At 73.3% G+C, this 24,099-nt stretch carries 24 protein-coding genes, 1 pseudogene and 1 riboswitch; of the genes and pseudogenes, 21 read left to right on the top strand and 4 right to left on the bottom strand.

Going from position 1 to position 24,099, the window contains the following annotated elements:
- Positions 1-87: 87 nt before the first annotated feature.
- Both AB0937_RS30340 and AB0937_RS30335 read left to right on the top strand, forming a co-directional pair.
- Positions 88-1,008, top strand: coding sequence for a zinc ABC transporter substrate-binding protein (locus AB0937_RS30340; RefSeq protein WP_366716070.1), 921 nt, complete (start codon positions 88-90; stop codon positions 1,006-1,008).
- Positions 1,005-1,807: pseudogene (locus AB0937_RS30335) on the top strand (metal ABC transporter ATP-binding protein). Before AB0937_RS30340 ends, AB0937_RS30335 begins: the two are co-directional and overlap by 4 nt.
- Before the next feature lie 77 nt (positions 1,808-1,884).
- On the opposite strand, the gene AB0937_RS30330 reads toward AB0937_RS30335, so the two are convergent.
- The 3 genes from AB0937_RS30330 to AB0937_RS30320 form a co-directional block, all read right to left on the bottom strand.
- Complete coding sequence (locus AB0937_RS30330; RefSeq protein ID WP_366716068.1) at positions 1,885-2,502, bottom strand: sigma-70 family RNA polymerase sigma factor; 618 nt, start codon at positions 2,500-2,502, stop codon at positions 1,885-1,887.
- Between the two features lie 216 nt (positions 2,503-2,718).
- Positions 2,719-3,384 carry a hypothetical protein gene (locus tag AB0937_RS30325; protein WP_366716066.1) on the bottom strand — a complete coding sequence of 222 codons (666 nt, stop codon included), beginning with the start codon at positions 3,382-3,384 and terminating at the stop codon, positions 2,719-2,721.
- Positions 3,385-3,712: 328 nt separating this feature from the next.
- On the bottom strand, positions 3,713-4,189 hold the full coding sequence (locus tag AB0937_RS30320; RefSeq protein WP_366716065.1) for a DUF4396 domain-containing protein: 477 nt from the start codon (positions 4,187-4,189) through the stop codon (positions 3,713-3,715).
- Between the two features lie 169 nt (positions 4,190-4,358).
- Between AB0937_RS30320 and AB0937_RS30315 the strand changes: the two genes are divergently transcribed.
- From AB0937_RS30315 to AB0937_RS30235, 17 genes are all read left to right on the top strand, one after another.
- On the top strand, positions 4,359-5,147 hold the full coding sequence (locus tag AB0937_RS30315; protein WP_366716192.1) for an SDR family oxidoreductase: 789 nt from the start codon (positions 4,359-4,361) through the stop codon (positions 5,145-5,147).
- Between the two features lie 108 nt (positions 5,148-5,255).
- Entirely contained in the window at positions 5,256-6,053 is a 798-nt protein-coding gene (locus tag AB0937_RS30310; protein ID WP_366716063.1) for a VOC family protein, read from the top strand.
- Between the two features lie 112 nt (positions 6,054-6,165).
- Positions 6,166-6,702, top strand: coding sequence for a GNAT family N-acetyltransferase (locus tag AB0937_RS30305; protein WP_366716061.1), 537 nt, complete (start codon positions 6,166-6,168; stop codon positions 6,700-6,702).
- A gap of 23 nt (positions 6,703-6,725) precedes the next feature.
- Complete coding sequence (locus AB0937_RS30300) at positions 6,726-8,237, top strand: ABC transporter substrate-binding protein (protein WP_366716059.1); 1,512 nt, start codon at positions 6,726-6,728, stop codon at positions 8,235-8,237.
- 83 nt (positions 8,238-8,320) lie between these two features.
- Positions 8,321-10,129, top strand: a complete 1,809-nt coding sequence (locus AB0937_RS30295) for an ABC transporter permease subunit (RefSeq protein ID WP_366716190.1) — start codon at positions 8,321-8,323, stop codon at positions 10,127-10,129.
- The gene (locus AB0937_RS30290) at positions 10,126-11,418 is read left to right on the top strand and encodes an MFS transporter (RefSeq protein WP_366716057.1); all 1,293 of its coding nucleotides are present in this window, start codon (positions 10,126-10,128) and stop codon (positions 11,416-11,418) included. Before AB0937_RS30295 ends, AB0937_RS30290 begins: the two co-directional genes overlap by 4 nt.
- A 217-nt stretch (positions 11,419-11,635) precedes the next feature.
- A complete protein-coding gene (locus AB0937_RS30285) occupies positions 11,636-13,090 on the top strand; it encodes a serine/threonine-protein kinase (protein ID WP_366716056.1) in 1,455 nt (484 codons plus the stop codon).
- 128 nt (positions 13,091-13,218) lie between these two features.
- Positions 13,219-13,404: riboswitch (cobalamin riboswitch) on the top strand.
- A 29-nt stretch (positions 13,405-13,433) separates the two neighbouring features.
- Positions 13,434-14,147 (top strand): energy-coupling factor ABC transporter permease, encoded by a 714-nt coding sequence (locus AB0937_RS30280; protein WP_366716054.1) that lies wholly within the window; start codon positions 13,434-13,436, stop codon positions 14,145-14,147.
- Positions 14,144-14,512 carry an energy-coupling factor ABC transporter substrate-binding protein gene (locus AB0937_RS30275; protein WP_366716052.1) on the top strand — a complete coding sequence of 123 codons (369 nt, stop codon included), beginning with the start codon at positions 14,144-14,146 and terminating at the stop codon, positions 14,510-14,512. Before AB0937_RS30280 ends, AB0937_RS30275 begins: the two co-directional genes overlap by 4 nt.
- A gap of 6 nt (positions 14,513-14,518) precedes the next feature.
- Entirely contained in the window at positions 14,519-15,268 is a 750-nt protein-coding gene (gene cbiQ / locus AB0937_RS30270; RefSeq protein WP_366716050.1) for a cobalt ECF transporter T component CbiQ, read from the top strand.
- On the top strand, positions 15,265-16,119 hold the full coding sequence (locus AB0937_RS30265) for an ATP-binding cassette domain-containing protein (protein WP_366716049.1): 855 nt from the start codon (positions 15,265-15,267) through the stop codon (positions 16,117-16,119). Before cbiQ ends, AB0937_RS30265 begins: the two co-directional genes overlap by 4 nt.
- A gap of 290 nt (positions 16,120-16,409) precedes the next feature.
- The gene (locus AB0937_RS30260; protein WP_366716047.1) at positions 16,410-17,066 is read left to right on the top strand and encodes a maleylpyruvate isomerase N-terminal domain-containing protein; all 657 of its coding nucleotides are present in this window, start codon (positions 16,410-16,412) and stop codon (positions 17,064-17,066) included.
- Positions 17,067-17,138: 72 nt separating this feature from the next.
- Positions 17,139-17,942, top strand: a complete 804-nt coding sequence (locus AB0937_RS30255) for an alpha/beta hydrolase (RefSeq protein WP_366716188.1) — start codon at positions 17,139-17,141, stop codon at positions 17,940-17,942.
- Positions 17,942-19,282, top strand: a complete 1,341-nt coding sequence (locus AB0937_RS30250) for a SpoIIE family protein phosphatase (RefSeq protein WP_366716046.1) — start codon at positions 17,942-17,944, stop codon at positions 19,280-19,282. Before AB0937_RS30255 ends, AB0937_RS30250 begins: the two co-directional genes overlap by 1 nt.
- On the top strand, positions 19,279-19,611 hold the full coding sequence (locus AB0937_RS30245) for an STAS domain-containing protein (RefSeq protein ID WP_366716044.1): 333 nt from the start codon (positions 19,279-19,281) through the stop codon (positions 19,609-19,611). The genes AB0937_RS30250 and AB0937_RS30245 overlap by 4 nt, the downstream gene beginning before the upstream one ends.
- A 120-nt stretch (positions 19,612-19,731) precedes the next feature.
- A complete protein-coding gene (locus AB0937_RS30240) occupies positions 19,732-20,316 on the top strand; it encodes a TetR/AcrR family transcriptional regulator (RefSeq protein ID WP_366716043.1) in 585 nt (194 codons plus the stop codon).
- A 296-nt stretch (positions 20,317-20,612) separates the two neighbouring features.
- A complete protein-coding gene (locus AB0937_RS30235; RefSeq protein WP_366716041.1) occupies positions 20,613-22,427 on the top strand; it encodes an ABC transporter ATP-binding protein in 1,815 nt (604 codons plus the stop codon).
- A gap of 10 nt (positions 22,428-22,437) precedes the next feature.
- Here AB0937_RS30235 and AB0937_RS30230 read toward each other — a convergent pair whose 3' ends face one another.
- Positions 22,438-23,139: a helix-turn-helix domain-containing protein gene (locus tag AB0937_RS30230; protein WP_366716039.1), complete on the bottom strand. Its 702-nt coding sequence runs from the start codon at positions 23,137-23,139 to the stop codon at positions 22,438-22,440.
- Between the two features lie 155 nt (positions 23,140-23,294).
- On the opposite strand from AB0937_RS30230, the gene AB0937_RS30225 reads away from it, so the two are divergent.
- Complete coding sequence (locus AB0937_RS30225) at positions 23,295-23,546, top strand: hypothetical protein (protein WP_366716037.1); 252 nt, start codon at positions 23,295-23,297, stop codon at positions 23,544-23,546.
- Positions 23,528-24,091, top strand: coding sequence for a hypothetical protein (locus AB0937_RS30220; RefSeq protein ID WP_366716035.1), 564 nt, complete (start codon positions 23,528-23,530; stop codon positions 24,089-24,091). The genes AB0937_RS30225 and AB0937_RS30220 overlap by 19 nt, the downstream gene beginning before the upstream one ends.
- The last annotated feature ends 8 nt before the right edge of the window (positions 24,092-24,099 follow it).

Here is a 24,099-nt window from a genome sequence, read left to right as displayed (position 1 = left end):
ATTGGACCTGGATCCGCTTTTGACATTCATTCCCATCTAGCGTGATGCCCGCCGATCACCCCTGTGCACGTCCGTCCTGGAGGAGTCATGCCCCTGTCCACGTCCCGCCGCGTCGCGCTGCTGACCGGCGCGTCACTGGCCCTGCTCACGGGCTGCGGCAGTTCCTCGGGCTCCTCCAGCGGCACGAGGGCACCGGACCGCGTCGCCGTGGTCGCCTCCACGAATGTCTGGGGCGACATCGCCCGGCGCATAGGCGGCGACCGGGTGGACGTCACCTCGGTCATCGGCGACCCCGACCAGGACCCGCACTCCTACAAGGCCGACCCCCGGAACCAACTGGCCCTGTCCAAGGCGAGGGTCGTCATCGAGAACGGCGGCGGCTACGACGACCTCGTCGACCACATGCTCAAGGGCGGGCACAACGAATCCGCCGAGGTGATCAACGCGGTCGACGTGTCCGGCAGGACCGCGCCCGGGGGCGGGGAACTCAACGAGCACGTCTGGTACGACTTCCCGACCGTCGCCGAGGTCGCCGACCGGATCTCCACCGCCCTCACCGAGGCCGACCCGGGCGATGCCGCCGCCTTCGAGAAGAACACCACCGCCTTCAAGGCGAGGCTCGCGCCGCTGGAGGCCCAGGAGGCGCGGATCAAGAAGGCGCACGGCGGTGACGGGATCGCCGTCACCGAGCCGGTGCCGCTGTACATGACCGAGGCGAGCGGCCTGGTGAACAGGACGCCGACGCAGTTCAGCGAGGCGATCGAGGAGGGCGACGACGTCTCCCCGCGCGTTCTCCAGCGGAGCCTCGCGCTGTTCAGCGGCAAGAAGGTGAAGGCCCTCGTCTGCAACGAGCAGACCTCGGGGCCGCAGACCGAGAAGGCCGAGGCGGCGGCCGAGGCGGCCGGCCTCCCCGTCGTGCCCGTGACCGAGACCCTGCCCAGGGGCGAGGACTACCTCGGCTGGATGACCGCCAACCTCGACACGCTCGCGAGCGCGCTGAACAAGTGACCGCGATCCCCCGGCAGGACGGCACGCCGGTCATCGCCCTGCGCGCGGCCGCCCTGTCCTACGGCGACCGCGAGGTGTGGAGCGGCCTCATCTCGACGTGCGGCCCGGGGAGTTCCTGGCCGTGCTGGGGCCGAACGGCGCGGGCAAGACCCGTTTCGTCTTGGCCCTGCTGGGCCGTCGGCCGCTGTCCGCCGGCACCCTGACCGTCCTCGGCCGGCCGGCGCGCGAGGCCGCCCGGCACCTCGGCTACGTCCCGCAGCAGGCGGCGCTGTCCGCCCAGGCCATGCCGCGCGCCCGCGACCTCGTCCGGTTCGGCATCGACGGCCACCGCTTCGGACCGCGGCTGCGTACCGGCGGGGTCCGCCACCAGGTGGACGAGATCCTGGAGTCGGTGCGCGCCTCGGCCTACGCCGACGTCCCGCTCGGGATGCTCTCCGGCGGCGAACGGCAGCGCGTGCGCATCGGACAGGCCCTGGCCACCGGCCCCCGCCTTCTGCTGTGCGACGAACCGCTGCTCTCCCTCGACCTGCACCACCAGCGGGCCGTCACCGAACTGATCGACGCCCGGCGCCGGTCCCACGGCACGGCGGTGGTGCTCGTGACGCACGAGATCAACCCGGTGCTGGGCATGGCCGACCGGGTGCTGTACCTGGCCCGTGGCGGGCACCGCGTCGGCACACCGGACGAGGTGCTGACCTCCGAGTCGCTGTCCCGCCTCTACGGCACACAGGTCGACGTGGTGCGTGTCGGGGGCCGGGTGGTGGTCGCGGGAGCACCCCACGAGACGGCGGCCCTCTGACGACCGGCCCCGGAGCCCCGGGCCGGGGTGAGCGGTGCCCGCCGGCAGGAGCGGCGGGCACCGACGGCCTCGCTGTGTCAGGCCGCGACGAGGACCGGGGCCGGTTCCTCCGCCGCGGCGAGCAGGGCGAGGAGCGTGGCCCGGGCGCGGGCCACACGGGAACGGACCGTGCCGACAGGGCAGTTGCTCAGCGCGGCGGCTTCCGCGTAGGGCAGGCCGAGCAGCTGCGTGAGGACGAACGCCTCGCGGCGTTCGTCCGGCAGACCGGCCAGCAGCTCCAGCAGCGCCACGCCGTCGTCGAAACCGGGCAGGCCGCGCGGCTGGGAGAGTTCGGCCGCCGGCTCCCAGTCCGGCAGGTCGGCCGGGCGGGGGCGCACGGCGGTGTGGCGGATGCTGTCGGCCACCGCGCGCCGGGCGATCGCCAGCAGCCAGGTCCGTGCCGAGGAGCGGCCCTCGAAGCGGTGCAGGCTGCCGAGCGCCCGCAGGAACGTGTCCTGTGCCAGGTCGTCCACGGCCTGGGGGTCGGCGCACAGATGGGCGACGTACCGCGTCACGTCACGGTGCAGGGCGCGCACGAACCGGTCGACGGCCACGGAGTCGCCGCCGCGGGCGGCCAGCGCCCAGGCGGTTATCGCCTCGTCGGCCGACGCCGATCTGTCGTGCGCAGGGGAAAGATGCACAGCAGGAGTGATCACCTGATGTCCTTCTCAGGATGCGGGACCACGAGGGCAGGCGGGTGGGCAGACCATGAGGTCCGGCGAACGCGCGTGGGGGCGTGGCCCCGTGAGCGGGGAGGCGGGCGGGCGTCCGGCACGGCGCGTCGTAGGCGTGAGCGCCTGCGGGAGCGCGGGTGCGGGGACGTACGACCGCGACCGGGGAGCACTGGGGCTGCCCGGTGTCATCGGCTGCCGTCAGACGGCAGTGGCCCCCGCGGGCGGTCCGCGCGTCGTGATCGCGTGGACGAGAAGGAATCGGTGCGGCCTGCGGTGCGAGGGCCGCCGCCGCTCGCGCACGGGCGGGGGCGGCGGTGCGATCAGGGCGGACAGGAGCCGCAGCGGTGCGGCGAGCCGGCTGCCCACGGCGTGCAGCAGCCGGAAGACGGCCCGTTCCCCGTGCCCGAGCCACAGGCCGCACAGCAGCGCGGCCAGGAGGTGGGCGGCGAGCATGCCGAAGGACGAGTCACCGCCGGGGAGGTGCCCCGCGTGCGAGGACATGGAGGCCATGGCGTCCGGGCCCATGCCGTGACTCATGCCGTGGCTCATGGATCCCATGCCGTGGCTCATGTGCGGCATGTCCATGGGCCCGGCCCCGTACCCGGCCGGGGTCGGCGGTCCGAACGAGAACGCCGAGTGCAGCGCCGTCTGGACGGCCACGGCGACGGTGACGACCAGGCGCAGTCCGCGCTCGCGGCCCGCCAGGCACCAGCCCGCCACACCCGTCACGGCCCAGCCGGCCAGCAGCGTCCACAGGGGCACGTGGTCGCCGGACATCATGACGTGCCCCAGGGCGGCGAGCACGACACAGACGGCCGCGAACACCGCGGCCCGTATCGTGCGAGCACACCACCCGACTGTCATGGCGTCTCATCCTCGCATCCGGCCCCGCCCCGACACCCATGGGTACGCACATCTCCCCCGCCGCACACTCAATCCCAGCCATGTGATCCGGGACACTGCGACGGAGTCGGCACCTGCGCTGGAGTCACGGCCGCCGAGGTCACGGCACCATCCCCGGCGTGGACATCACCGCGCGGGAACGCAATCGGGTCACCCTCGCACGCCAGTTGCTGCTGGAGCGGCAGGCGAGGGGGAACAGGGAGGCGGTGCGGCGTGTGGTGGCGGATCATGTTGCGCGCGGTCCACGGGGACGACCACCAGGACGGCTGCGCGCCCGCGTGACGTCGCGTCAGTGGTGGGCGTGGACCACCGCGTGCCCCCGGCCGCGGCCGATCATCCACTTGTTGACCGGGGTGGTGATCAGGAAGGCGACCGCGAAGCCGCCGAGGAGGGCGGACCAGAAGAGGCCGTCGGACAGGTGGGCGTCCATCGCGCCGGGGGTGAGGGCGATGATCACGTTGTCCACGAGCTCCATGACCGCGATGGAGACCGTGTCGGCGGCGAGGGCGACCCGGATCGCGGCCCGCAGGCCGAGGCCGGCCCGCAGGACCGCGAGCAGGGTGAACGAGTAGCCGAAGAGGAACGCGAGCCCGATCGCCAGCACCATGGTGGGCACGTTGCCCCACCCCAGGGCCGTGCCGATCACCATGCCGAGGATCTCGCCGAGGGCACACCCGGTCAGGCAGTGCAGCGTCGCCTTGACGGCGGTCCCCCAGGACGCGGTCCCGTGCGGTTGCTTCTCGGGCTCATGAGCGGTGTGGTCCATACACGGCACTCTATACCCCCCAGGGGTATTCATGCGAGAGGTCGGACCCGAACCTGCGGGCGGGTCGTGCGGCCTTCGAGCACCACCCGAGGGCCGGCCCCATGATCGACTTAGAGTGGTCGCCATGACGACACACCCGATCCCAGCCCCCGAGCCGAACAGGGCGCCCATGCCCTCCCGGGACGTCCGGGACTACCTCTCCGAACTGTTCTCACTGGAGGGCAGGACCGCGGTGGTCACCGGCGGCAGTTCCGGTATCGGCCGCGCCATCACCGGCGCCCTCGCGCGCGCCGGGGCGAGCGTGGTGATCGTGGCCCGCGGCGAGGCCGGACTGGCCGCGGCGGTCGAGGAGCTGACGGCCCAGGGCTGCCGTGCCGCGTGGGTCAGCGCGGACCTGAGTACTCGCGAGGGTGTGCGGACCGCCGCCGAGCGGGCGGTCGAGGCGTTCGGGGAGCCCGACATCCTCGTCAACAGCGCCGGGATCAACCTGCGTCCGCCGATGGACGAACTCGGCGAGGACGTCTGGGACGCCACGATGGCCGTCAACCTGGAGGCGCCGTTCCTGCTCGGGCAGCGCTTCGGTCCCGGGATGGCGGAGCGGGGCCACGGACGGATCATCCACATCAGCTCACAGCAGGCCCACCGCGCGTTCGTCCAGAGCGGGGCCTACGGCGCATCCAAGGGCGGCCTCGAGGCGCTGACGCGCTCCCAGGCCGAGGCGTGGTCACCACGCGGGGTCACCTGCAACCTCCTCGTACCGGGCTTCGTCATCACACCGCTCAACGCCCGGCTGTCGTCGGACCCGGAGAAGGTGGCCGCCCTCGCCGCCCGGACGATGATCGGACGCAACGGTCTCGCGGAGGACTTCGCGGGCGCGGCGGTCTTCCTGGCGAGCGGGGCGTCCGCCTACGTTACCGGGCAGTCGGTCTTCGTCGACGGCGGGCTGTCCGTCCACTGAGGCTGCCCCGCACCGCCGGGGAGTCCCCCGCACGGGGAGCGGCCGACGGGCGATGGCCGGTGCTCGGTGTCACGCTGGGCACAGGACCCGCGGAAGGGAAACATCGCCATGATCACGACGGAGTACGTCCCCGGTTCTCCCTGCTGGCTCGATCTGGGCGCTCCGGACGTCCGGGCCGCCGCCGGCTTCTACGGCGCCGTCCTCGGGTGGGACTACGAGTCCATGGGCGAGAGCGAGGACTTCGAGGGCGGGATGTTCAAGAAGGACGGCAAGACCGTCGCCGGACTCGGCAAGCTCACCGAGGAGGGCGCGCGGCCGGCCTGGATGCTCTACTACAGCGTCACCGACGCGGACGCCACGACCGAGGCCGTGCAGCAGGCGGGCGGCACCGTGCGGGTCGCGCCGATGGACCTCGACGACTGGGGCCGGATGGCGCAGTACAGCGACCCGCTGGGCGGCCAGTTCGCCGTCTGGCAGCCGGGCACGACCAAGGGCATGGAGCTGGCCGACCAGCCGGGCTCGCTGTCGTGGACCGAGCTGTACACGACCGACGCCGCGGCCGCGCGGGAGTTCTACGGCTCCCTCTTCGACTGGCAGTTCAGCGATATGCCGCTGCCCGGCGACGCGGGCACGTACACGCTGATCACCCCTGCGGGGCTCTCGGAGGACCGGATGCACGGCGGGCTCATGCAGCTCGGCAAGGAGGACCTGGCGCTGACGGGCGGGCGGCCGTACTGGCACCCGGTCTTCGCCGTCGACGACTGCGACGCCGCGGTGGCCCAGGTCGCGGCGAACGGCGGCAGCGTGCAGATGGGCCCGGTGGACATGGAGGGCGTCGGCCGGCTCGCCGTCTGCCTCGACCCGGCGCATGCGGACTTCGTGGTGCTCGCCCCGTCCGGGGACTGAACCGGGACGTCACGACCGGCGCGTTCCAGCGGGCCGGGCGGCCGATCCGGTCGGCCGGAAGCGGCACCGGCACCCCGACCGACCCCGAACCCTTCTTGCATATGATGTGCAAATGCGCGACTACAGCATCAAGGAAGCCACGGCGGCCGACATCGACGGGGCCCGGGCGGTGATGCTCGACGCGGTGTACCGCGATTTCGGCACGGGTTACGTGCCGCACTGGCACGCCGACATCATCGATCCGGTGCCGTTCTACGTGACGCCGCCCCGGCACACCCTCCTGGTCGCCGTGGACGAGCGGGACGGGACGGTGGCGGCCACGGCGGCACTGGACGCACGCGGGCCGGTGCACCCGCCGAACCCCCGCCGGCTCGCCGAGCGGTTCCCGCCGGGCGAGACGGCGCAGCTGCGGCGGGTCTACGTGCGCCCCGAGCACCGGCGCCGCGGCCTCGCCCGGCAACTGGTGGACGGTCTGCTGGAGTTCGCCCGGGCCGATGGCGGCTACCGGTCCGTCTACCTGCACACCTACCCGCACTCCCCCGGCGCGATGGGCCTGTGGCGGGCGGTGGGCGAGGTGCTGTGCGACGAGCGCGAGGAGGTGCCGGGCGGGGGCAGCGGTGTGGTGCACTTCGAGATACCGCTCGCTTAACGAAAATGGTATTCATATACACTATGACAACCCCCCGTCGCCGGCTCACAGCCGGTCTGCTGCTCCTGCCGCTGCTCTCCGGCTGCTTCGCGTCGTCCGGTGACGACTCCGCCGAGACCTCCGGCTCCTCCGGTTCCGGGGACGGCGGACGCCTGCGCGTGGCGCTGGCCTTCCCGCCGACGCAGAACTACACGCCGTACGGGTACGACGCCTACAACCTGTCCCGGCTGGGCGTCGCCGAGGGACTGACCCGGCTGGACGCCAACGGCACCGCGGTGCCCGCGCTGGCCGAGTCCTGGAGCCGCGAGAAGGGCGGCGAGAGCTGGCTGTTCACGCTCCGGGACGCCACGTTCCAGGACGGCGGGGACGTCACCGCCGAGGCCGTCGCCTCCGCCCTCAACCACGCCGCCGAGGCGAAGCCGGCCCCCGCCGCGCTGTCCGGCGTGAAGCTGACCGCCAAAGCCGCCGGGGGCAACCGGGTGCGGATCGCGGCCGCCGGAGCCGACCCGGTGCTTCCGCTGCGGCTGAGCAACCCCAGCCTGGCGGTGTTCTCCCCGAAGGCGTACGGGAAGAAGGGCACGGTGAACGCGGTCGGCACCGCCACCGGCCCGTTCGAGCTCACCCAGGTCACCGGTGACCGGGCCGCCTCGCTGGACCGCTTCGACGGCTACTGGGGCGGCCGGGCCCTGGCCTCGGGCGTCGACGTCAGGTACGTCTCGGACGGCACGGCCCGCGCCAACGCCCTGCGCACCGGGGAGGTCGACATCGCCGAGGCGGTCCCCGTCGCCCAGGTCGCCTCCCTGGACCGGGGCACCGTCCACGAGTCGGACACCGCCCGCAACACCAGCCTGTACCTCAACACCGGGTCCGGCGCCTTCACGGACGCCGGGCTGCGGGCCGCCGCGCGCGAGGCGGTCGACCCGGCGACCGTCGCCAAGGGTGTCTACGAGGGATCGGCAGCACCCGCGCAGGGCATCTACGGCCCGGCCCTGACCTGGGCCGCGGGCAAGCGCGTCGAGCCGTCCGGGCGGGCCCGGGCGACCGACCCGCGGGGCCGGAGCATCACCATCGGCAGCTACGATGACCGCCCCGAGCTGGCGGAGACCGCCCAGGTGCTGCAACAGCAACTGGAGAAGGCCGGGTTCGAGGTGAAGCTGGAGGTGCGGACGTACGCGCGCCTCGAAGGGGACCTGCTGGCCGGCACGTTCGACGCCGCCGTCGTCTCCCGCAACATGATGACGGACACCGGTGACCCGGTCACGGTGCTCGACAGCGACTTCACCTGCGACGGTTCCTACAACCTGGCGTTCCTGTGCGACCGGGACGTCGACCGTCTCGTCGCGACCGCCCGGGCCGAGTCCGACCCGGCGAAACGGCAGGACGCCGCGATGAAGGCGGAGGCCGCGATCCTGGGTACGGACGCGGTGATCCCGCTGGCGCACCTGAAGGCCGTCACAGGGGTCCGGGCGTCCGTGCGGGGTGCCCGACTCGACCCCTACGAGCGGGAGTTCGTCGGCACCGGGACGCGGCCTTGACCACCAAGTCCCTCCCGGCCAGGGGCCTCACCGCACTGCGCGTCCTCGCGCGGGGCGGCGGCCCGGCGCTGCTGTGGCGGGCCGTGCTCACGGCCGCCCTGGTGGGCGCGATCGGCCTGCTCCCGTGGCTGTCGCGCACCGACCCGGCGCTGACCGTCCTCAAGGCCCGCTCCGCCGAGCGCGATCCGGCACCGGAGACGCTGCGCGCGATCCGCGGTGAACTCGGCCTTGACGACGGCCCGTTGGCCCTGCTCGGCCGCTGGCTCGGCGGCCTGCTGCGCGGAGACGCGGGCACCTCCTGGGTGTCCGGCGCCCCGGTGCTGCCGGGCCTCGGGCAGGCGGCGGGCGTGTCCCTGCTGCTGATGTGCGGCGCCCTGGTGGTCGCCGCGGCCACGACGGCCGCCGTCTGCGCCCGTACGCTCCGGCTGGGCGCGCGAGGCCGTCTCGGTGCGCGTCGTCCCGGCGGGACGCTGACGGCCGTGCTGGCCGCGCTGCCGGAGTTCCTCGTCGCCTCGGTGCTGGCCTCGGTGATCGCCGTGCACCTGGGGTGGCTGCCCGCGCTGGGCTGGTACGGGCCGCAGTGGATGGTGCTGCCCTCGCTCGCCCTCGGCCTCCCCGCCGGGGCGGTCCTGGGCCGGATGCTCGACGACCTGCTGCCGGGCGCGTTCGGCGAACCCTGGGCCACGGCGGCCGCGGCGCGCGGTGTGCCGCCGAGGACCGTGGCCCGGCAGGCCGTGCGCCGCTGCGTACCCGGACTGCTGCCCAACCTGGGGCTGTTCGTGGTCGGGCTGACCGGCGGATCGGTCGCCGTCGAGCAGATCTACGACATCCCGGGCCTGGGGCGGCTCACCCTGCACGCCGCTCTCGCCCAGGACCTGCCCGCCCTGCAGAGCGGCACACTCGCCCTCGTCCTGCTCGCCGCCGCCGCGGGGCTCCTCGCCCGGCTCACCGCCCGGCTGCTGGCCGGACCGGCACTGCGCGACGGCGCCCTGCAGTCCCTGCACCGGCCCCGGCCGCCCGCGCCCCGCGCGCTCCCGCTGCTCTACGGGGGACTGCTGGCGGCCCTCATCGGGTTCGGGCTCCCCCGCGACCCGCTCGCCCTGGACACCCTCGCCCGGCTGCGGGCCCCGTCCGTGGAGCACCCCTTCGGCACGGACGCGCTCGGCCGGGACGTCCTCGCCCGGATCTCCCACGGGGCGGTGACCACCCTCGGCACCGCCCTCGCGGTGAGTGCCGCCGCCCTGATCGCCGGGCTGCTGCTGGGGCTGCTGCCGAGGCTGTCCGGGCCGTTGGCCGACACCCTCAGTGCCGTACCGCCCGTCCTGGCGGGGCTCCTCGTGACCGGCGTCCTGGGCAGCGGTCCCTGGACGCCCGCGTTCGCCGTGGCCGTGGTGGCCTGGACGCCGCTGGCCGCGCACACCTCCGCGCTGCTGCGGCAGGAGCGGGCGACCGTCCATCTGACCGCCACCCGGGCGCTGGGCGCCAGCCGCTGGTACGTGCTCCGGCACGAACTGCTGCCCGCCGTCGTGCCCCCGGTCGTCCGGCACGCCCTGCTCCGGCTCCCCGGCGTCGCACTGGGTCTGGCCGCGCTCGGCTTCCTCGGCCTGGGCGCTCAGCCGCCCTCCCCCGAGTGGGGTCTGCTGCTCGCCGAGAACCAGCCCTACGCCGAACGGGCCCCCTGGGCCGTCCTCTTCCCGGCCGCCGCACTCGCCCTGCTCGGGGCGCTCGCGGTGACGTCCGCGGGCGGCGTACGACTGCCCGGGCGGCGCGGGCGGCCCCCGGGCCCGGCCGTGCCGCCGGTGATTCAGGCCGTGCCGGCCCCGCGAGGGCACCCGGGGCGCCCCGGCGATCTCCTGACTCCCGTGTCCGCCTCACAGACAGACGAACGATGACCGACCCCGTCTCCCCTGTGCCGACCCGCAAGGCCGCCCGTACGGTCCGCGCCGGAAGCCGCGAGAGCGCCTGGCGGCTCTGGAAGGAACTGTCGCCGCTGCTGCGGCTGCTGGTCCTCACCCAGTTCGCCTTCAACATCGGCTTCTACACCGTCCTGCCCTTCCTCGCCGAGCACCTCGGCACCGCGATCGGCATGGCGGGCTGGCTGGTCGGGTTCGTGCTCGGACTGCGCACCTTCAGCCAGCAGGGGCTGTTCGTGGCCGGGGGCTGGCTCGTCGACCGGTTCGGGGTGCGGCCGGTCGTCCTGGCGGGCTGCGCCCTGCGGATCGCGGGTTTCGCGTGGCTCGGCTTCGCCCGGACGGGCGAAGCCGTGATCGGCGCGGTGCTGGTGATCGGTTTCGCCGCCGCGCTCTTCTCCCCCGCCGTGGAGTCCGAGGTGGCCCGCCAGGCGGTCGTGTGGGAGGAGGAGGGGCACGGCTCACGCACCCGTGTCCTCGCCCTGTTCAGTGTGGCGGGCCAGGCAGGAGCGTTCGTGGGGCCGTTGCTCGGCGCGCTGCTGCTCGCCGTCGACTTCCGCACCGCGTGCCTGGCCGGTGCCGGAGTCTTCGTGCTCGTCCTGGCCGGGCACCTGTGGCTGATGCCGCAGCACATACCGGGCCGGATCCGCGTCAGGGAGCGGGGCGGGGTCCGCGTCCTGCTGCGCGACCGCCGCTTCCTCTCCCTGTCCTGCGCGTACGGCACCTATCTGCTCGCCTACAACCAGCTGTACCTGGCCCTGCCGGAGGAGGTGCAGCGCGCGGCGGGCTCCCAGGCGCCGTTGTCCTGGCTCTTCGCGCTGTCGTCGGTGCTGGTGGTGTTCACCCAGCTGCCGGTGACCCGCTGGGCGGGCGACCGGCTGGACCTGCGCCGCGCCATGGCGGCGGGGCTGCTGCTGATCGCCTCGGGCTTCGCGGTGGTGGCCGCGGCACGGCCCGCCGGCTGGACGGGCACCGCCGGTCTGCTCCCGGCCGCGGGCTTCGTGATCTTGCTCACCGTGGGGCAGATGCTCGTCGTGCCCGCCGCCCGGGCGTGGGTACCCGACCTCGCCGAGGAGGGCCGGCTCGGGCTCTACACCGGTGCTCTGTCGTCCGTCTCCGGGCTGATCGTCCTGGCCGGGAGCGCGGCCACCGGTCTCCTGCTCGATCCGGGCCTGCCGGCCGCCGTGCCGTGGCTGGTCCTCGCGGCCGTACCGGCCCTGGCGGTGGCGCTGTTGCCGCGCCGCGGGAAGGGCGCGGACGCCTCGGCCTGACACGGCTCCGGCCCCCGGCGGCAACCGGGCACGCCGAGGGGTCACCCCGGCGGGCGACTCGCCCGGCACCGGAATTCCCTGCCGGCACCCTCCGGAGACACCGCAGGGGAACTCGGTGGTCACGCCGCCCCAGTATCCTGGGTCGGCTGCGGCGCCCCCCACCAATCCCGGTGCGGAAGCGGGGAGTTCGGCCTGCGGCTACGACCTTCCCATACGCATGAGACGAGGACGAGTGCTGCTAGCGGGCCGCTACCGGATGGATGTTGAGATCGGGCGCGGTGGAATGGGAGAGGTCTGGCGTGCCTACGACACCACGCTCGCCAGAGCGGTGGCCCTCAAGCTGCTGCTGCCCCAGGACACCGACCCCACGGCGGCCTCCCGGTTCCGTCTGGAGGCTCAGACCGCCGGGCGTCTCAACCACCCCAACGTCGTGGGTGTCCTGGACTTCGGCGAGTACGACAACCGGCTGTACCTGGTGATGGAGCTGGTCGAGGGCGACAGCCTCGCCGGGGTGCTGGCCGGTTCCGGCGCACTGCCCGCCGAGCGGGTGGCCCGTCTCGCCGCGCAGGCGTCCGCAGGGCTCGCCGCCGCGCACGCGCAGGGCATCGTGCACCGGGACGTCAAACCCGCCAACCTGCTGCTGGACGCGGCCGGCACACTGAAGATCGGTGACTTCGGCATCGCGCGGTTCCTCGACGACCCCGGCGCCGCGCTCACCGCCACCGGGCAGATCATCGGCACCGGCCTCTACCTCGCCCCCGAGCGGGCCCTGGGCAAGCCCGCGGGGCCGGCCTCCGACATGTACTCCCTGGGCTGTGTGCTCTACCAGCTCCTCAGCGGACGCCCGCCGTTCGAGGCCGACACCGCCGTCGCCCTGCTCCACCAGCACCTCGACTCGGCTCCCGTGCCGCCCCGCGAGCTCGGGGTCGCCGGGCTTCCGCCGGCGTTCGAGAACTACCTCCTCGGTCTCCTCGCCAAGCAGCCCGGGGAACGGCCCACCGCCCAGCAGGCCGCCGAGTGGTTCGCCGGGGGCGCCTGGCGAGGCCTGCCCGAGCCGCTGCCGGAGGTCTCCCCGCCGCCGCGGTCCACCACCACGTCCACGGCGACGCCCGCCGGGCCGGGCCCGTACACCGCCGCCGAGACCGGCAGTCCGACCACGTACGCGCTGCCCGCGACCACGGGTCACCGCACCGCGGCCCGGGCGGCCCAGACGGGGCGCCCGGGACGCACGCGCGGACGCGGCGGCGCCGGCAACCGGTCGAGAGTGGCCGCGACGGCCGCCGCCGCGGCCCTCTTCCTCGCGGCGATGCTCCTCGGCATGCGCTGGTTCTCGCCCGACACGACCGCGGAGGGCACGGAGCCCGACGCGTCCCCGACGGCGAGCAGCCCTGCCGCCACGGCGTCCGAAGGCTCCGCCGATCAGCAGCCCGATCAACAGGCCGATCCGCAGGCCGACCCGGCGGCCGGCCCGGGGGCAGCCGACACGCCGGCCACCGGCACCGTGGCCGATGTCACTCCGTCCGCGTCGCCCTCGTCGCCGACTCCTGCCGCACCCGCGCCGAGTGCGGCGGCCCCGACCCAGGAGACGGGCGGCGAACCGGCGCAGCCGGAGCCGGAGACCCCGCGCCAGGGCGGTGAAGAGGGGGAGAGCGACGACGGGAGCGACGACTGACGCGGCCCCGGCGGCATGTGAGGGACCCCTGCCGGCGCGCAGGGAAACGGACGTGAGATGCGCCGGTGTGCGAACGGGCGCCCCCTCGCGCGCCCCTGGGGTGGCTTGTCATCGCCCTTATCCCGGCCTTATTGTCACCACGCCTTGGTGAACGGGAAATCCGGTGTGATGCCGGTGCGGCCCTCGCCACTGTGAATCGGGAAGTCCGGCTCCAGCCCTCACGGGCAGCCACTGGGTCCTCGTGACCCGGGAAGGCGGAGTCCGGGCGGTGGTACCCGTCAGCCAGGAGACCGGCCAAGGCGCGTCAACCATCCACGAGGTGCTGGAGAGGGTCTGCTGAGCCATGCACATTGCCGAGGGTTTCCTTCCTCCGGCGCACGCGGTCGCCTGGGGCGTCGCGTCGGCGCCGTTCGTCGTCCACGGGGTCCGGTCGCTCACCCGTGAAGTACGCGAGCACCCCGAGAGCACGCTGCTCCTCGGGGCGTCCGGTGCCTTCACGTTCGTCCTGTCCGCCCTCAAACTCCCGTCCGTCACGGGCAGTTGCTCGCACCCCACCGGCACGGGCCTGGGCGCGATCCTGTTCCGGCCGCCCATCATGGCCGTGCTGGGCACCATCACCCTGCTCTTCCAGGCGCTGCTGCTCGCGCACGGCGGCCTGACCACGCTCGGCGCCAACGTCTTCTCCATGGCGATCGTCGGGCCCTGGGCCGGGTACGCCGTCTACAAGCTGCTGCGGCGCTTCAACGCGCCGCTGATGGTGGCGGTGTTCTTCGCAGCGTTCGTCGCCGACCTGTCCACCTACTGCGTCACCAGCGTGCAACTGGCGCTCGCGTTCCCCGACCCGGGCAGCGGATTCCTGGGGGCGCTCGGCAAGTTCGGTTCCATCTTCGCCATCACCCAGATCCCGCTCGCGGTGAGCGAGGGCCTGCTGACCGTGCTCGTGATGCGGCTGCTGGTGCAGTCCAGCAAGGGTGAACTGACCCGGCTGGGCGTGCTCGTCGCCACCAAGCAGGCGCGGACCGGGACCGAGACGGAGACCGAGGCGGTGGCCCGATGAAGAAGAACACGAAGATCAATTTGCTGCTGCTGCTCGCCGTGGCCGCGCTCGCGGTGCTGCCCCTGGTGCTCGGGCTCGGCGACCACAAGAAGGAGCCGTTCACCGGCTCCGACGGTGAGGCCGAGACGGCGATCACCGAGCTGAAGCCGGACTACGAGCCGTGGTTCTCGCCGCTGTACGAGCCGCCGTCCGGCGAGATCGAGTCGGCGCTGTTCTCCCTCCAGGCGGCTCTCGGCGCCGGTGTCCTCGCCTACTACTTCGGCCTGCGCCGGGGCCGCAGGCAGGGCGAGCAGCGGGCCCTGGAGCGTGAGTCCGACGGTGCGCTGTCCGGTACCGCCGGGAAGTCCACCGAGGAACGGGACTGAGCCCGGGTGCTGCCGATCGACGCGGCGGCGCACGGCAGTCGCTGGCGCCGCCGCCATCCCGTGGACAAGGCCGTGCTCGGGCTCGGCCTCACCGTACTCGCGATCTCCCTGCCGCCCTGGCCGGGCGCTGCCCTGGTGCTCCTGGCGGCCCTGGTGGTGCTGCTGGGTCCGGCCGGTGTGCCCGGACAACGGCTGTGGCGGGCCTACCGGGTACCGCTGGGCTTCTGCGTGACGGGCGCGCTCACGCTGCTCGTCCAGGTGGGCGGGCCGGGCGGGTTCGTCGCCTTCGCCGCTGACGGGCCGGTCCGGGCCGGGGAGTTGCTGCTGCGCACCTCGGCGGCCTCCCTGGGCGTGCTGCTGTTCGCCTTCACCACGCCCATGTCCGACCTGCTGCCCCGGCTGGTCCGGGCCGGGGTCCCCGCTCCGGTCGTCGACGTCGCCCTCGTGACGTACCGGATGAGTTTTCTGCTGCTGGACTCCGTGCGCCGCATCCGGGAGGCCCAGGCGGCCCGGCTCGGGCACACCGGCCGGGCCGCGGAGTGGCGGTCCCTGGCCGGGCTCGGCGCCACCGCGTTCGTCCGGGCCTTCGACCGGGCCACCCGCCTCCAGGCCGGGCTCGCCGGGCGCGGCTACGACGGCACCCTGCGGGTCCTGGTGCCCGAGGCCCGGGTCTCCGTCCGCTTCACGGCGGCCAGTTGCGCGCTGCTCGCAGCGGTGGCCGTCCTCACCCTCGTACTGGAAAGGCCGCTGACATGAGCGAGCCCGCCCTCGTCGCCCTGCGGGGCGCGTCCTTCGCCTATGAGGACGGCCCGGCCGTGCTCAGCGGCCTCGACTTCGAGATCCGCGAGGGCCGTGCTCTCGCGCTGCTCGGCCGCAACGGCAGCGGCAAGACCACGCTGATGCGGCTGCTCAGCGGCGGCCTGAAACCGCACGAGGGGCGGCTGACGGTCGAGGGGCAGCCGGTGGCGTACGACCGCAAGGGGCTGACCCGGCTGCGGACGACCGTGCAGCTGGTCGTGCAGGACCCTGATGACCAGTTGTTCGCGGCCTCCGTCGAGCAGGACGTGTCGTTCGGGCCGCTGAACCTCGGCCTGGACGACACGCAGGTCCGGGCGCGGGTGGCGGAGGCGCTGGCCGCCCTGGACATCACGGCCCTGGCCGACCGGCCGACCCATCTGCTCTCCTACGGGCAGCGCAAACGGACCGCCATCGCCGGTGCGGTCGCCATGCGGCCGCGCGTCCTGATCCTGGACGAGCCGACGGCCGGACTCGACCCCGAGGGCCAGGAGCGGCTGCTCACCACCCTCGACGGGCTCCGGGCCGCCGGCACCACGGTGGTGATGGCCACCCACGACGTCGACCTCGCCCTGGGCTGGGCCGACGACGCGGCGCTGCTCACCCCGTCCGGTGTCCGCACCGGCCCGGCGGCCACAGCACTGTCCCGTACGGATCTCCTCCGGGAGGCCGGGCTGCGTCTGCCGTGGGGCGCGGCGGCGGCGGGGCTGCTGCGCGCCCAGGGGCTGCTGACCGAAGCGGAGCCGGGCCCGCGTACGCCGGACGAGCTCGCCTCGCTCGCGGGAGAGCGGCTGGGGGCGCCCGGAGCATGAGAGGAACGCGGCGGTGAGCACGGCTGAGGGCGTCCGAAGGTGAGATCCCAGCGTCAGTCGGGGCAGCCGGGGGCGCCCGGAAGGTAAGAGCACGCGGCGGTGAGCACGGCTGAGGGCGTCCGAAGGTGAGATCCCAACGTCAGTCGGGGCAGCCGGGGGCGCCCGGAAGGTGAGAGCACGCGGCGGTGCGCACGGCTGGGGGCGCCCGGTTACGAGCCACGCGGCGCGTGTGAGCGCGGTCGGCCGAAACGCGCTTGTGCGGTGTCGCCGCGCGGCTCTACGTTGCCGGAGTGGATCTCTTCTCCCTCACCTGGACGGCGTTGCGTGCGACGGTGGCCGGTCTCTCGGACGAGGACTTCGCGCGGCCCAGCGGCTGTACGGGATGGCTGGTGCGGGACCTGGTGTGCCACTTGGTCGTCGACGCCCAGGACGTCCTGATCACCCTGGCCACCCCTTCGGACCGGGAACCGACCCGTGACGCGCTGACGTACTGGGACGTCTCGGACACTCCGCCGTCCGGGGACGACCCGCTCGACGCGCTCACCGTCCGGCTCGCCGCCGCGTACGAGGACCCGGGCCTGCTGAAGTTCCACCTGGACGACGTCGGCTCCGCCGCCGGGCGCGCGGCCCTGCTCGCCGATCCGGCAGGCCGGGTCGGCACCCGCGACGAGGTCCTCACCGTGGGCGACTACCTCTCCACGTACGTCATGGAGTGGACGCTGCACCACCTCGACCTGATCGCCCACCTCCCGGACGCGCGGCAGCCGCCCGCGGAAGGGCTCTCCCGGTCCCGGGAGATGCTGGAGCGGATCGCGGGCGGCCCGTTCCCCGTCTCCTTCTCCGACACCGACGCACTGCTGATCGGCACCGGCAGGCGTGTGCCGACCGGGGCGGAGCAGGCCGAGCTCGGTGACCTGGCTCCCAGGGTGCCGCTGTACCTGGGCTGACTTCACGGTCGCGAAGCCGATGCCGCAGGGGTGCCGTCGCACCGATGCGACCGGGGTGACAGCATGACCGCCATGGACATCCGCCACAGGAACAACGTCAGCGTCATCGGCCCGGTCGGCGCGCCCGTGCTGCTCCTGGCCCATGGGTTCGGCTGCGACCAGAACATGTGGCGACTGGTGGTGCCGGCGCTTGCAGAACGCTACCGGGTGGTGCTGTTCGACTACGTCGGTTCCGGCGGCTCGGACCTCGCCGCGTGGAGCGAGGAGCGGTACTCCTCGTTGCACGGTTACGCCGGTGACGTCGTCGACGTCTGCGAGGAGCTGGACCTGCGGCAGGCGGTGTTCGTGGGGCACTCGGTCAGTGCCATGGTCGGGGTGCTGGCCGCGCAGGCGGCGCCGGAGCGGATCGGGGCGCTCGTGATGGTGACCCCCTCGCCCTGCTACATCGACGACGAGGGCTACCGGGGCGGCTTCAGCACGGAGGACATCGATGAGCTGCTCGCCTCCCTGGAGGCGAACTACCTGGGCTGGTCGTCCGCGATGGCCCCGGTGATCATGGGCAATCCGGAGCGGCCGGAGCTGGGCCAGGAGCTCACCAACAGCTTCTGCGCCACCGACCCCGACATCGCCCGGGTCTTCGCCCGTACGACCTTCCTCACCGACAGCCGCGAGGACCTCAAGGGCGTGTCCGTGCCGACCCTCGTGCTGGAGTGCGAGCAGGACGCCATCGCGCCCCGCGAGGTCGGTGCCTATGTGCACGCGGCGATTCCCGCCTCACGTCTGGTCACGCTCGACGCCACCGGGCACTGCCCGCAGCTCAGCGCGCCGCAGGCCACCACGGCGGCGATCCTCGACTTCCTGGAGTCCCTGAAGTGATGTGCCGCACGGGCGGCGTGCCCGAGCCCACCGGGACGGGGGGCGAGGCGAGCACGGCCGCGGCGTTCACCGCGCTGCTGGAGGACAGCGCGGAGGACCTGTACGAGTCGGCCCCCTGCGGCTACCTGTCCACGATGATGGACGGCACGATCGCCAAGATCAACGCCACACTCCTGGACTGGCTCGGTCTGGACCGCGAGGCCGTCGTGGGCCGCAAGCGCTTCGCCGACCTGCTCACCATCGGCGGGAAGCTCTACCACGAGACGCACTTCGCTCCGCTGCTGCGCATGCAGGGCGAGCTGCGGGGCATCGCCCTGGAGATGCGGCGCCAGGAAGGCGGCCGGCTGCCGGTCCTGGTCTCCGCGGTGGTCAAGCACGGGACCGAGGGCGAGCCGCTGCTGATCCGGATCACCGTCTTCGACGCCTCGGACCGCCGCGCCTACGAGAAGGAACTCCTGCGCCGCCGCGAGGACGCCGAGCGGGCTCGCGCCGAGGCGGACGGGGCCCGGCGGCAGGCCGAGGCGGACCGGGCCAGGCTGGCCGACGCCCTCGCCGTCCTGCAGCGCTCCCTCGTGCCGGACTCCCTGCCCGCCGTGCCGGGCCTGGAGACGGCCGTCAACTATCACACGGCGTCCCCGGACCAGCTGGGCGGCGACTTCTACGACCTGTTCCCCGTGGCCGGCGGCCGGTGGGCGTTCTTCCTCGGCGACGTGTGCGGCAAGGGCCCCGAGGCCGCCTCCCTCACGTCGCTGACCCGCTACACCCTGCGCGCCGCGGCCCACCACGACCCGGATCCGGCCTCGGCGCTGAGCACGCTGAACGCCGTTCTGCACGAGCGGTACACCGGTGGCGGCGACCCCCGGTACTGCACCTGCATCTTCGGGATCGTCGAGCCGGGCGGCGAGAAGGGGCGTGCCGTGGTGCGCCTCGCCTCCGGCGGCCATCCGCCGGCACTCGTCCTGCGGGCGGACGGCAGCGCGGAGTTCCTGCCCACCCCGGGCGGTCTGCTCATCGGTGTCGTCCCCGGTGCTCCGATCGGCACCGCCGAAACCGTCCTGGCCCCCGGCGACACGGTCGTGCTGTACACCGACGGCCTCACCGAGGCCCGTATCGGCCCCGGCCGGGACGACCTGTTCGGCGAGGACGCCCTGCACGCCTTCGCCACCGATCACGCCCCGGCCACGCCGCACGAGGTGATCACCGCCCTCACCGGCCTGCTCGAGGGCTTCGGCGACGGTCTCGACGACGACACCGCCCTGCTCGCCCTCGGCGTTCCCGCAGCCCCGTCCCCGGCAGTCCCCGATTCCCCGACATTTCCCACAACGAGTCACACCTCATGAACCCGCTCACCATCAGACAGCACGACACCGCGACCGGACCCGTTCTGCACGTGGCGGGCGACCTGGACTTCGACCAGGCCCCCGTCCTGCGCGACCGGCTCGACCGGCTCCCCTTGTCTGCGGGGCAACGCCTGGTCCTCGACCTGTCGGGCCTCGCGTTCTGCGACTCCTCGGGCATCACCGCCCTGCTCGCCGCCCGCCAGCACGCGCTGGCCGCCGACGCCGGCATCGTCCTGGCCGCCGTACCGGCGAACCTGATGCGCGTCCTCGCCCTGGTCGGCCTCGACCAGGTCTTCACGCTGCGCCCGGACTCCAGCGCCGCGTCATGACCACGCCGTCACCGTGTGCGCCGTCGGGCGGCGCGGGGCTTTACGGCAGTCGTCCTGGAACACGGCCACGCCAGACTATGACGACCGTCATGGCCTGCGGGGCCGGATGGGATCGTGCAGGTGACCAAGCCCAGTCCGACGGCGCGTGAGCGGATCGTGGCCGGCGCGGCCGACATGATCAGCCGACGTGGTCTGAACGCGACGAGCATCCGCGAGACGGCCAAGCACGCCCGGGCGCCGCTGGGTTCGACCTACCACTACTTCCCCGAGGGCGAGCAGCAGCTGGCCACCGAGGCGGTGCGGTTCACCGGGGCCCGGGCCGCCCGGAGTCTGCGCAAGGAGCTGGAGGCGGGTCCGGTCGCCGGACTGCGGGCCTTCCTCGCCCTGTGGCGCAAGATCGTGCTGGACAGCGAGTTCCGGGCGGGCTGCCCGGTCCTCGCCGTCGCCATCGAGGAACCCCCGGCCGACGAGGCGCCCACCGCCCTGGTGGCGGCCGCCGAGGTGTTCGACGAGTGGGAGGGCCTGCTGGCCGGGTCGCTGCGCGAGCACGGCGCCGAGCCCGAGCAGGCGGCTCAGCTCGCGACGCTGATCGTCGCGGCGGTCGAGGGAACCGTCGCCATGTGCCGATCCAAGCGCAGTACCCAACCGCTGGACCGCACGGCCGCCCAGCTGCAGGCACTCGTGCTCGCCGCGATCACCGGCTGACCGCTGCCCCTGCGGGATCACCCGTCGGCTCCACGTCAGGCGGCCCCGGCCCCTTGCCGGTCGCTCACCCGCGCCCCGGGGGGCTCTGCGGCCTCGCCCCGGCGTACGGGCCCCCGGCCGTTGCGCCTCCTGGCGCTCCCCGCACACCTCCGACCGGCCGGAAAACGCTTGGACTGCGCGGCCGGCATCGCGGGACACTTCCGGACTCGACCCGAAACCTCACACATCCGTTGCGGCGATGGCCCCTGCCCGCACGCGCGGCGTGGCGGGCGGCCACAGGACGACTCAGGGGTGGGATGGAAACGCCGGAAACACACAGGGTATTACCGGGCAAACGCTCGGTTCTTCTCGCACTTCGCTACTACGGAAGGGAGTTGTCCCGGCTGCGCCGGTGGACGGCGCCCGCGATGCTGCTCTCGGCGCTGGGCAACATCGGAATCAACTACGTCGCGCCGCTGATCGTCGCCAAGCTCGTCGGTGACATCGCGGGGAACGAGGACGTCACGGCCGGTTCGACACTGCCGTACGTGCTCGCCTTCGCGGGGGTCCTGCTCGTGGCGGAGGCACTGTGGCGCATCGCCCTGCACTGCCTGAACCGCCTCGACGCCCTGGGCATCGAGCATCTGTACGTGATTGGAATGGACGAGCTGTTCGCCAAGGACGCCGCGTTCTTCCACGACAACTTCGCCGGTTCGCTGACCAAGAGGGTCCTCAGCTTCGCCTCCCGTTTCGAGCAGTTCGTCGACACGCTGACGTTCCAGATCGTGGGGAGCTTCGTGCCGCTGATGTTCGGCGCGGTGGTGCTGTGGCGGTACGAACCGCTGCTCGTCGTCGGTCTCCTGGTGATGATCGCGCTCACGGCGGTTCTGGTCGTACCGCTCGTCCGGCGCCGCCAGGCGCTCGTGGACCAGCGTGAGGAGGCCATCGCCCGGGTGTCGGGCCATGTCGCCGACAGCCTGATGAACATGGACACGGTGCGGGCGTTCGCCGCGGAGGGCCGCGAGGCCGCCGAGCACCGCTCCCGGGTCGCGACGTCCCGGCGGCTGACGCTGCGGTCGTGGGACTACGGCAATCTGCGGATCGACACGCTGGTCGCGCCGATGTCCGTCCTCACCAACGCGATGGGCCTGTTCCTCGCGGTGGCGCTGGGCGGCGGGACGCACGGTGTGGAGGCGATCGTGGTCGCCTTCGCCTACTACAACAACGCGACCCGGATCATGTTCGAGTTCAACCAGATCTACCGTCGGCTGGAGAGCTCGATGACGGAGGCCGCGCAGTTCACCGAGCTGCTGCTGACGCCGCCGACCGTGCTCGACCCGCCGGCCCCGGAACCGTTGCGGTCCCGGGCCGCCGACGTCCGCTTCGAGAAGGTGACCTTCGCCCACCGGGGCGGCCGTCCCTTGTTCGAGGGACTGGACCTGGCCGTGCCGAGCGGGACGAAGATCGGCCTCGTGGGCCGGTCCGGCGGCGGCAAGACCTCGCTCACCCGGCTGCTGCTGCGGATGACCGACATCGACGGCGGCCGCATCCTGGTCGGCGGCCAGGACATCAGCCGGGTGCGGCAGGCCGAACTGCGCGGGCGGATCGCGTACGTGCCGCAGGACCCGGCGATGTTCCACCGCAGTCTGCGGGACAACATCGCCTTCGCCCGGCCGGACGCCACCGGCGCCGAGATCCTCCGGGCGGCCGAGGCGGCCCACGTCACGGAGTTCGCCGACGCGTTGCCGGACGGCTTCGACACCATGGTGGGCGAGCGGGGCGTCAAGCTGTCCGGCGGGCAGCGCCAGCGGGTCGCCCTCGCCCGGGCCATCCTGCGCGACGCGCCGATCCTGCTGCTCGACGAGGCCACCAGCGCCCTGGACTCGGAGAGCGAACTGCTGGTCCAGGAGGCGCTGTGGCGGCTCATGGACGGGCGGACCGCGCTGGTGGTGGCGCACCGGCTGAGCACGGTCGCCGGCATGGACCAGCTCGTCGTCCTCGACCGCGGCCGGATCGTCGAGCAGGGCACGCACCAGGAGCTGCTGGCGTTCGACGGTGCCTACGCGAAGCTGTGGCAGCACCAGTCGGGCGGGTTCCTCGACGACACCCCGGGACGGGCCGAGGTGCTGTAGCGCGGGCCGGTCACCTGCGTTCGCAGGCCGGTGCCCGGGCCGCCAGGGCCTCCAGCAGGAGGTCCACCGCCTGTTCGAAGGAGCTGTCCGCCATGGCGGGCAGCTCAGGGCGCACCGCGGTGAGGGAGGGGTACGTCGCCGGATCGAGGCCCTGGTAGACGTCGCGCCACGACCGCCGGTCGGCTTCGCGCTGCTGCGGGGGAAGGGCCTGGAACGCCGCCTCCGCGGCGGCGTGGCTGAGCACGGTGTCGATGAAGGCCAGATAGAGCCGCGCGGCGTCGGCCGGCGGGAAGCCCGCGGTGAGCAGCAGGCCGATCCCGGTTTCCACCGCACGGATCTCGTTGCGGCGCCGGGTCACACGGTGGGCCGCCATGGCCGCGGCGCGGGGGTGGGCGAGGTACCCCGCGCGGACCCTCAGGGCCATCTCGCGCAGCGACGCCACCCAGTCGTCCCCCGGGGCGAAGCCCGCCATGGCGTCGCCGATGATCCGGTCGGCGATGGCGAGCACCAGGTCGTCGGTGCCGTGGAAGTAGCGGTACAGCGCAGTCGGGTCGCAGCCCAGGGCCGCGCCGAGCCGGCGCACGCTCAGCGCCTCGGGTCCGTGCTCGCCGATGAGCCGCAACGCGGTCTGAACGATCAGGTACTCCGACAGCAGGATGCCCGAACGGGTGGGTCTGCGCCGTCTGCGTTCCTGCGGGACACGGGTGGTCATGACGTGGACTCCTCTCCTCGTGCGCCGGCGGTTCCTCGCGTACGCAGTGAACGGCCCCCGTCGCCTTACGTCAACAGGGTTGACCCAATGTGGCCGTCGGCTGTTCCATCACAGTCCCGCGCGGCTCTTCCCACCACTCCCCCGAGGAGCCCCTCATGTCGTCCGCACCGTCCCAGCCCCGCCCCGCGCTGCGCCGTTCCCTCGGCGTGGTCGACGGCGTCGCCATCGCCGCGTCCAGCACCGCGGCCACCACCAGCATCGCCATCGGCATGGGCACCATCGCCACGGTCGTGGGGCTGCAGGCCCCGGCGCTCCTGCTGCTGGCGTTCTGGCCGGTGCTGGGCATCGCCCTCGCCTACAGCCGGCTCAGTGGGAGCAGGAGTTCACCGTGCGGAGCGCCGCCATGAACCGCGGCGAGCGCGGCGAGTCCCCGGAGGCGGAACTGGTGCTGCCGTCCGGCAAGCCGTGGGAGGTGACGTTCCTGCGCACCGAGCCCGTGATGTCCGAGATGGAGCCGGACGAGAGGGTCGTCGGTGTGATCTGGCACGGGCAGGTCGTCGAGGTGCGGGACGCCGAGGGGCGACGGCAGCAGACGTCCGACGGGCCGGTGGGGTGGCCGGAGGACCGTCTGGGCGGCGCGCTGGCCGGCGTCTCCTTCGGTCTTGCGGCCCTGGTGGGCGGTGTGTGGCCACTCCTCGCGCGGGGCGAGCCGCGTCATGTGGCGGCGGCGAAGATGGTGCGGTGGCACGGCATCGGCCTGGGCGGCACGGCGATCCTGACACTGTGGGCGCAGACGGCCAACGACTGGCCGCTGTGGGCCATTCCGGCGATCTGGGGGCCGCTCGCGCTGCTGATCCTGGCGTCCATGACGGGCTTCGCCCTCGGCGCGTTGCGCGGCGAACCGGACGACGGCCCGCCCGCCCGGCGGGAGCCTCAGCCGCAGGTCCCATGAGCGCCTGA

This window comes from Streptomyces sp. NPDC047880, assembly GCF_040706515.1.
In the GTDB taxonomy this organism is placed as follows: domain Bacteria; phylum Actinomycetota; class Actinomycetes; order Streptomycetales; family Streptomycetaceae; genus Streptomyces.
Note: the sequence above shows the minus strand (reverse complement) of the source record. Positions and strands in the feature narration are given on the sequence as shown.

What these genes read in the sequence shown, in the direction of transcription:
- AB0937_RS30315 (WP_366716192.1), top strand. Translation starts at nt 4,359, where the DNA reads ATGCCCTCCCGGGACGTCCGGGACTACCTCTCCGAACTGTTCTCACTG.
- AB0937_RS30265 (WP_366716049.1), top strand. Translation starts at nt 15,265, where the DNA reads ATGAGCGAGCCCGCCCTCGTCGCCCTGCGGGGCGCGTCCTTCGCCTAT.
- AB0937_RS30230 (WP_366716039.1), bottom strand. Translation starts at nt 23,139, where the DNA reads ATGACCACCCGTGTCCCGCAGGAACGCAGACGGCGCAGACCCACCCGT.
- AB0937_RS30235 (WP_366716041.1), top strand. Translation starts at nt 20,613, where the DNA reads ATGGAAACGCCGGAAACACACAGGGTATTACCGGGCAAACGCTCGGTT.
- AB0937_RS30325 (WP_366716066.1), bottom strand. Translation starts at nt 3,384, where the DNA reads ATGACAGTCGGGTGGTGTGCTCGCACGATACGGGCCGCGGTGTTCGCG.
- AB0937_RS30310 (WP_366716063.1), top strand. Translation starts at nt 5,256, where the DNA reads ATGATCACGACGGAGTACGTCCCCGGTTCTCCCTGCTGGCTCGATCTG.
- AB0937_RS30290 (WP_366716057.1), top strand. Translation starts at nt 10,126, where the DNA reads ATGACCGACCCCGTCTCCCCTGTGCCGACCCGCAAGGCCGCCCGTACG.
- AB0937_RS30225 (WP_366716037.1), top strand. Translation starts at nt 23,295, where the DNA reads ATGTCGTCCGCACCGTCCCAGCCCCGCCCCGCGCTGCGCCGTTCCCTC.
- AB0937_RS30340 (WP_366716070.1), top strand. Translation starts at nt 88, where the DNA reads ATGCCCCTGTCCACGTCCCGCCGCGTCGCGCTGCTGACCGGCGCGTCA.
- AB0937_RS30305 (WP_366716061.1), top strand. Translation starts at nt 6,166, where the DNA reads ATGCGCGACTACAGCATCAAGGAAGCCACGGCGGCCGACATCGACGGG.
- AB0937_RS30245 (WP_366716044.1), top strand. Translation starts at nt 19,279, where the DNA reads ATGAACCCGCTCACCATCAGACAGCACGACACCGCGACCGGACCCGTT.
- AB0937_RS30285 (WP_366716056.1), top strand. Translation starts at nt 11,636, where the DNA reads ATGAGACGAGGACGAGTGCTGCTAGCGGGCCGCTACCGGATGGATGTT.
- AB0937_RS30280 (WP_366716054.1), top strand. Translation starts at nt 13,434, where the DNA reads ATGCACATTGCCGAGGGTTTCCTTCCTCCGGCGCACGCGGTCGCCTGG.
- AB0937_RS30275 (WP_366716052.1), top strand. Translation starts at nt 14,144, where the DNA reads ATGAAGAAGAACACGAAGATCAATTTGCTGCTGCTGCTCGCCGTGGCC.
- AB0937_RS30320 (WP_366716065.1), bottom strand. Translation starts at nt 4,189, where the DNA reads ATGGACCACACCGCTCATGAGCCCGAGAAGCAACCGCACGGGACCGCG.
- AB0937_RS30250 (WP_366716046.1), top strand. Translation starts at nt 17,942, where the DNA reads ATGTGCCGCACGGGCGGCGTGCCCGAGCCCACCGGGACGGGGGGCGAG.
- AB0937_RS30300 (WP_366716059.1), top strand. Translation starts at nt 6,726, where the DNA reads ATGACAACCCCCCGTCGCCGGCTCACAGCCGGTCTGCTGCTCCTGCCG.
- AB0937_RS30255 (WP_366716188.1), top strand. Translation starts at nt 17,139, where the DNA reads ATGGACATCCGCCACAGGAACAACGTCAGCGTCATCGGCCCGGTCGGC.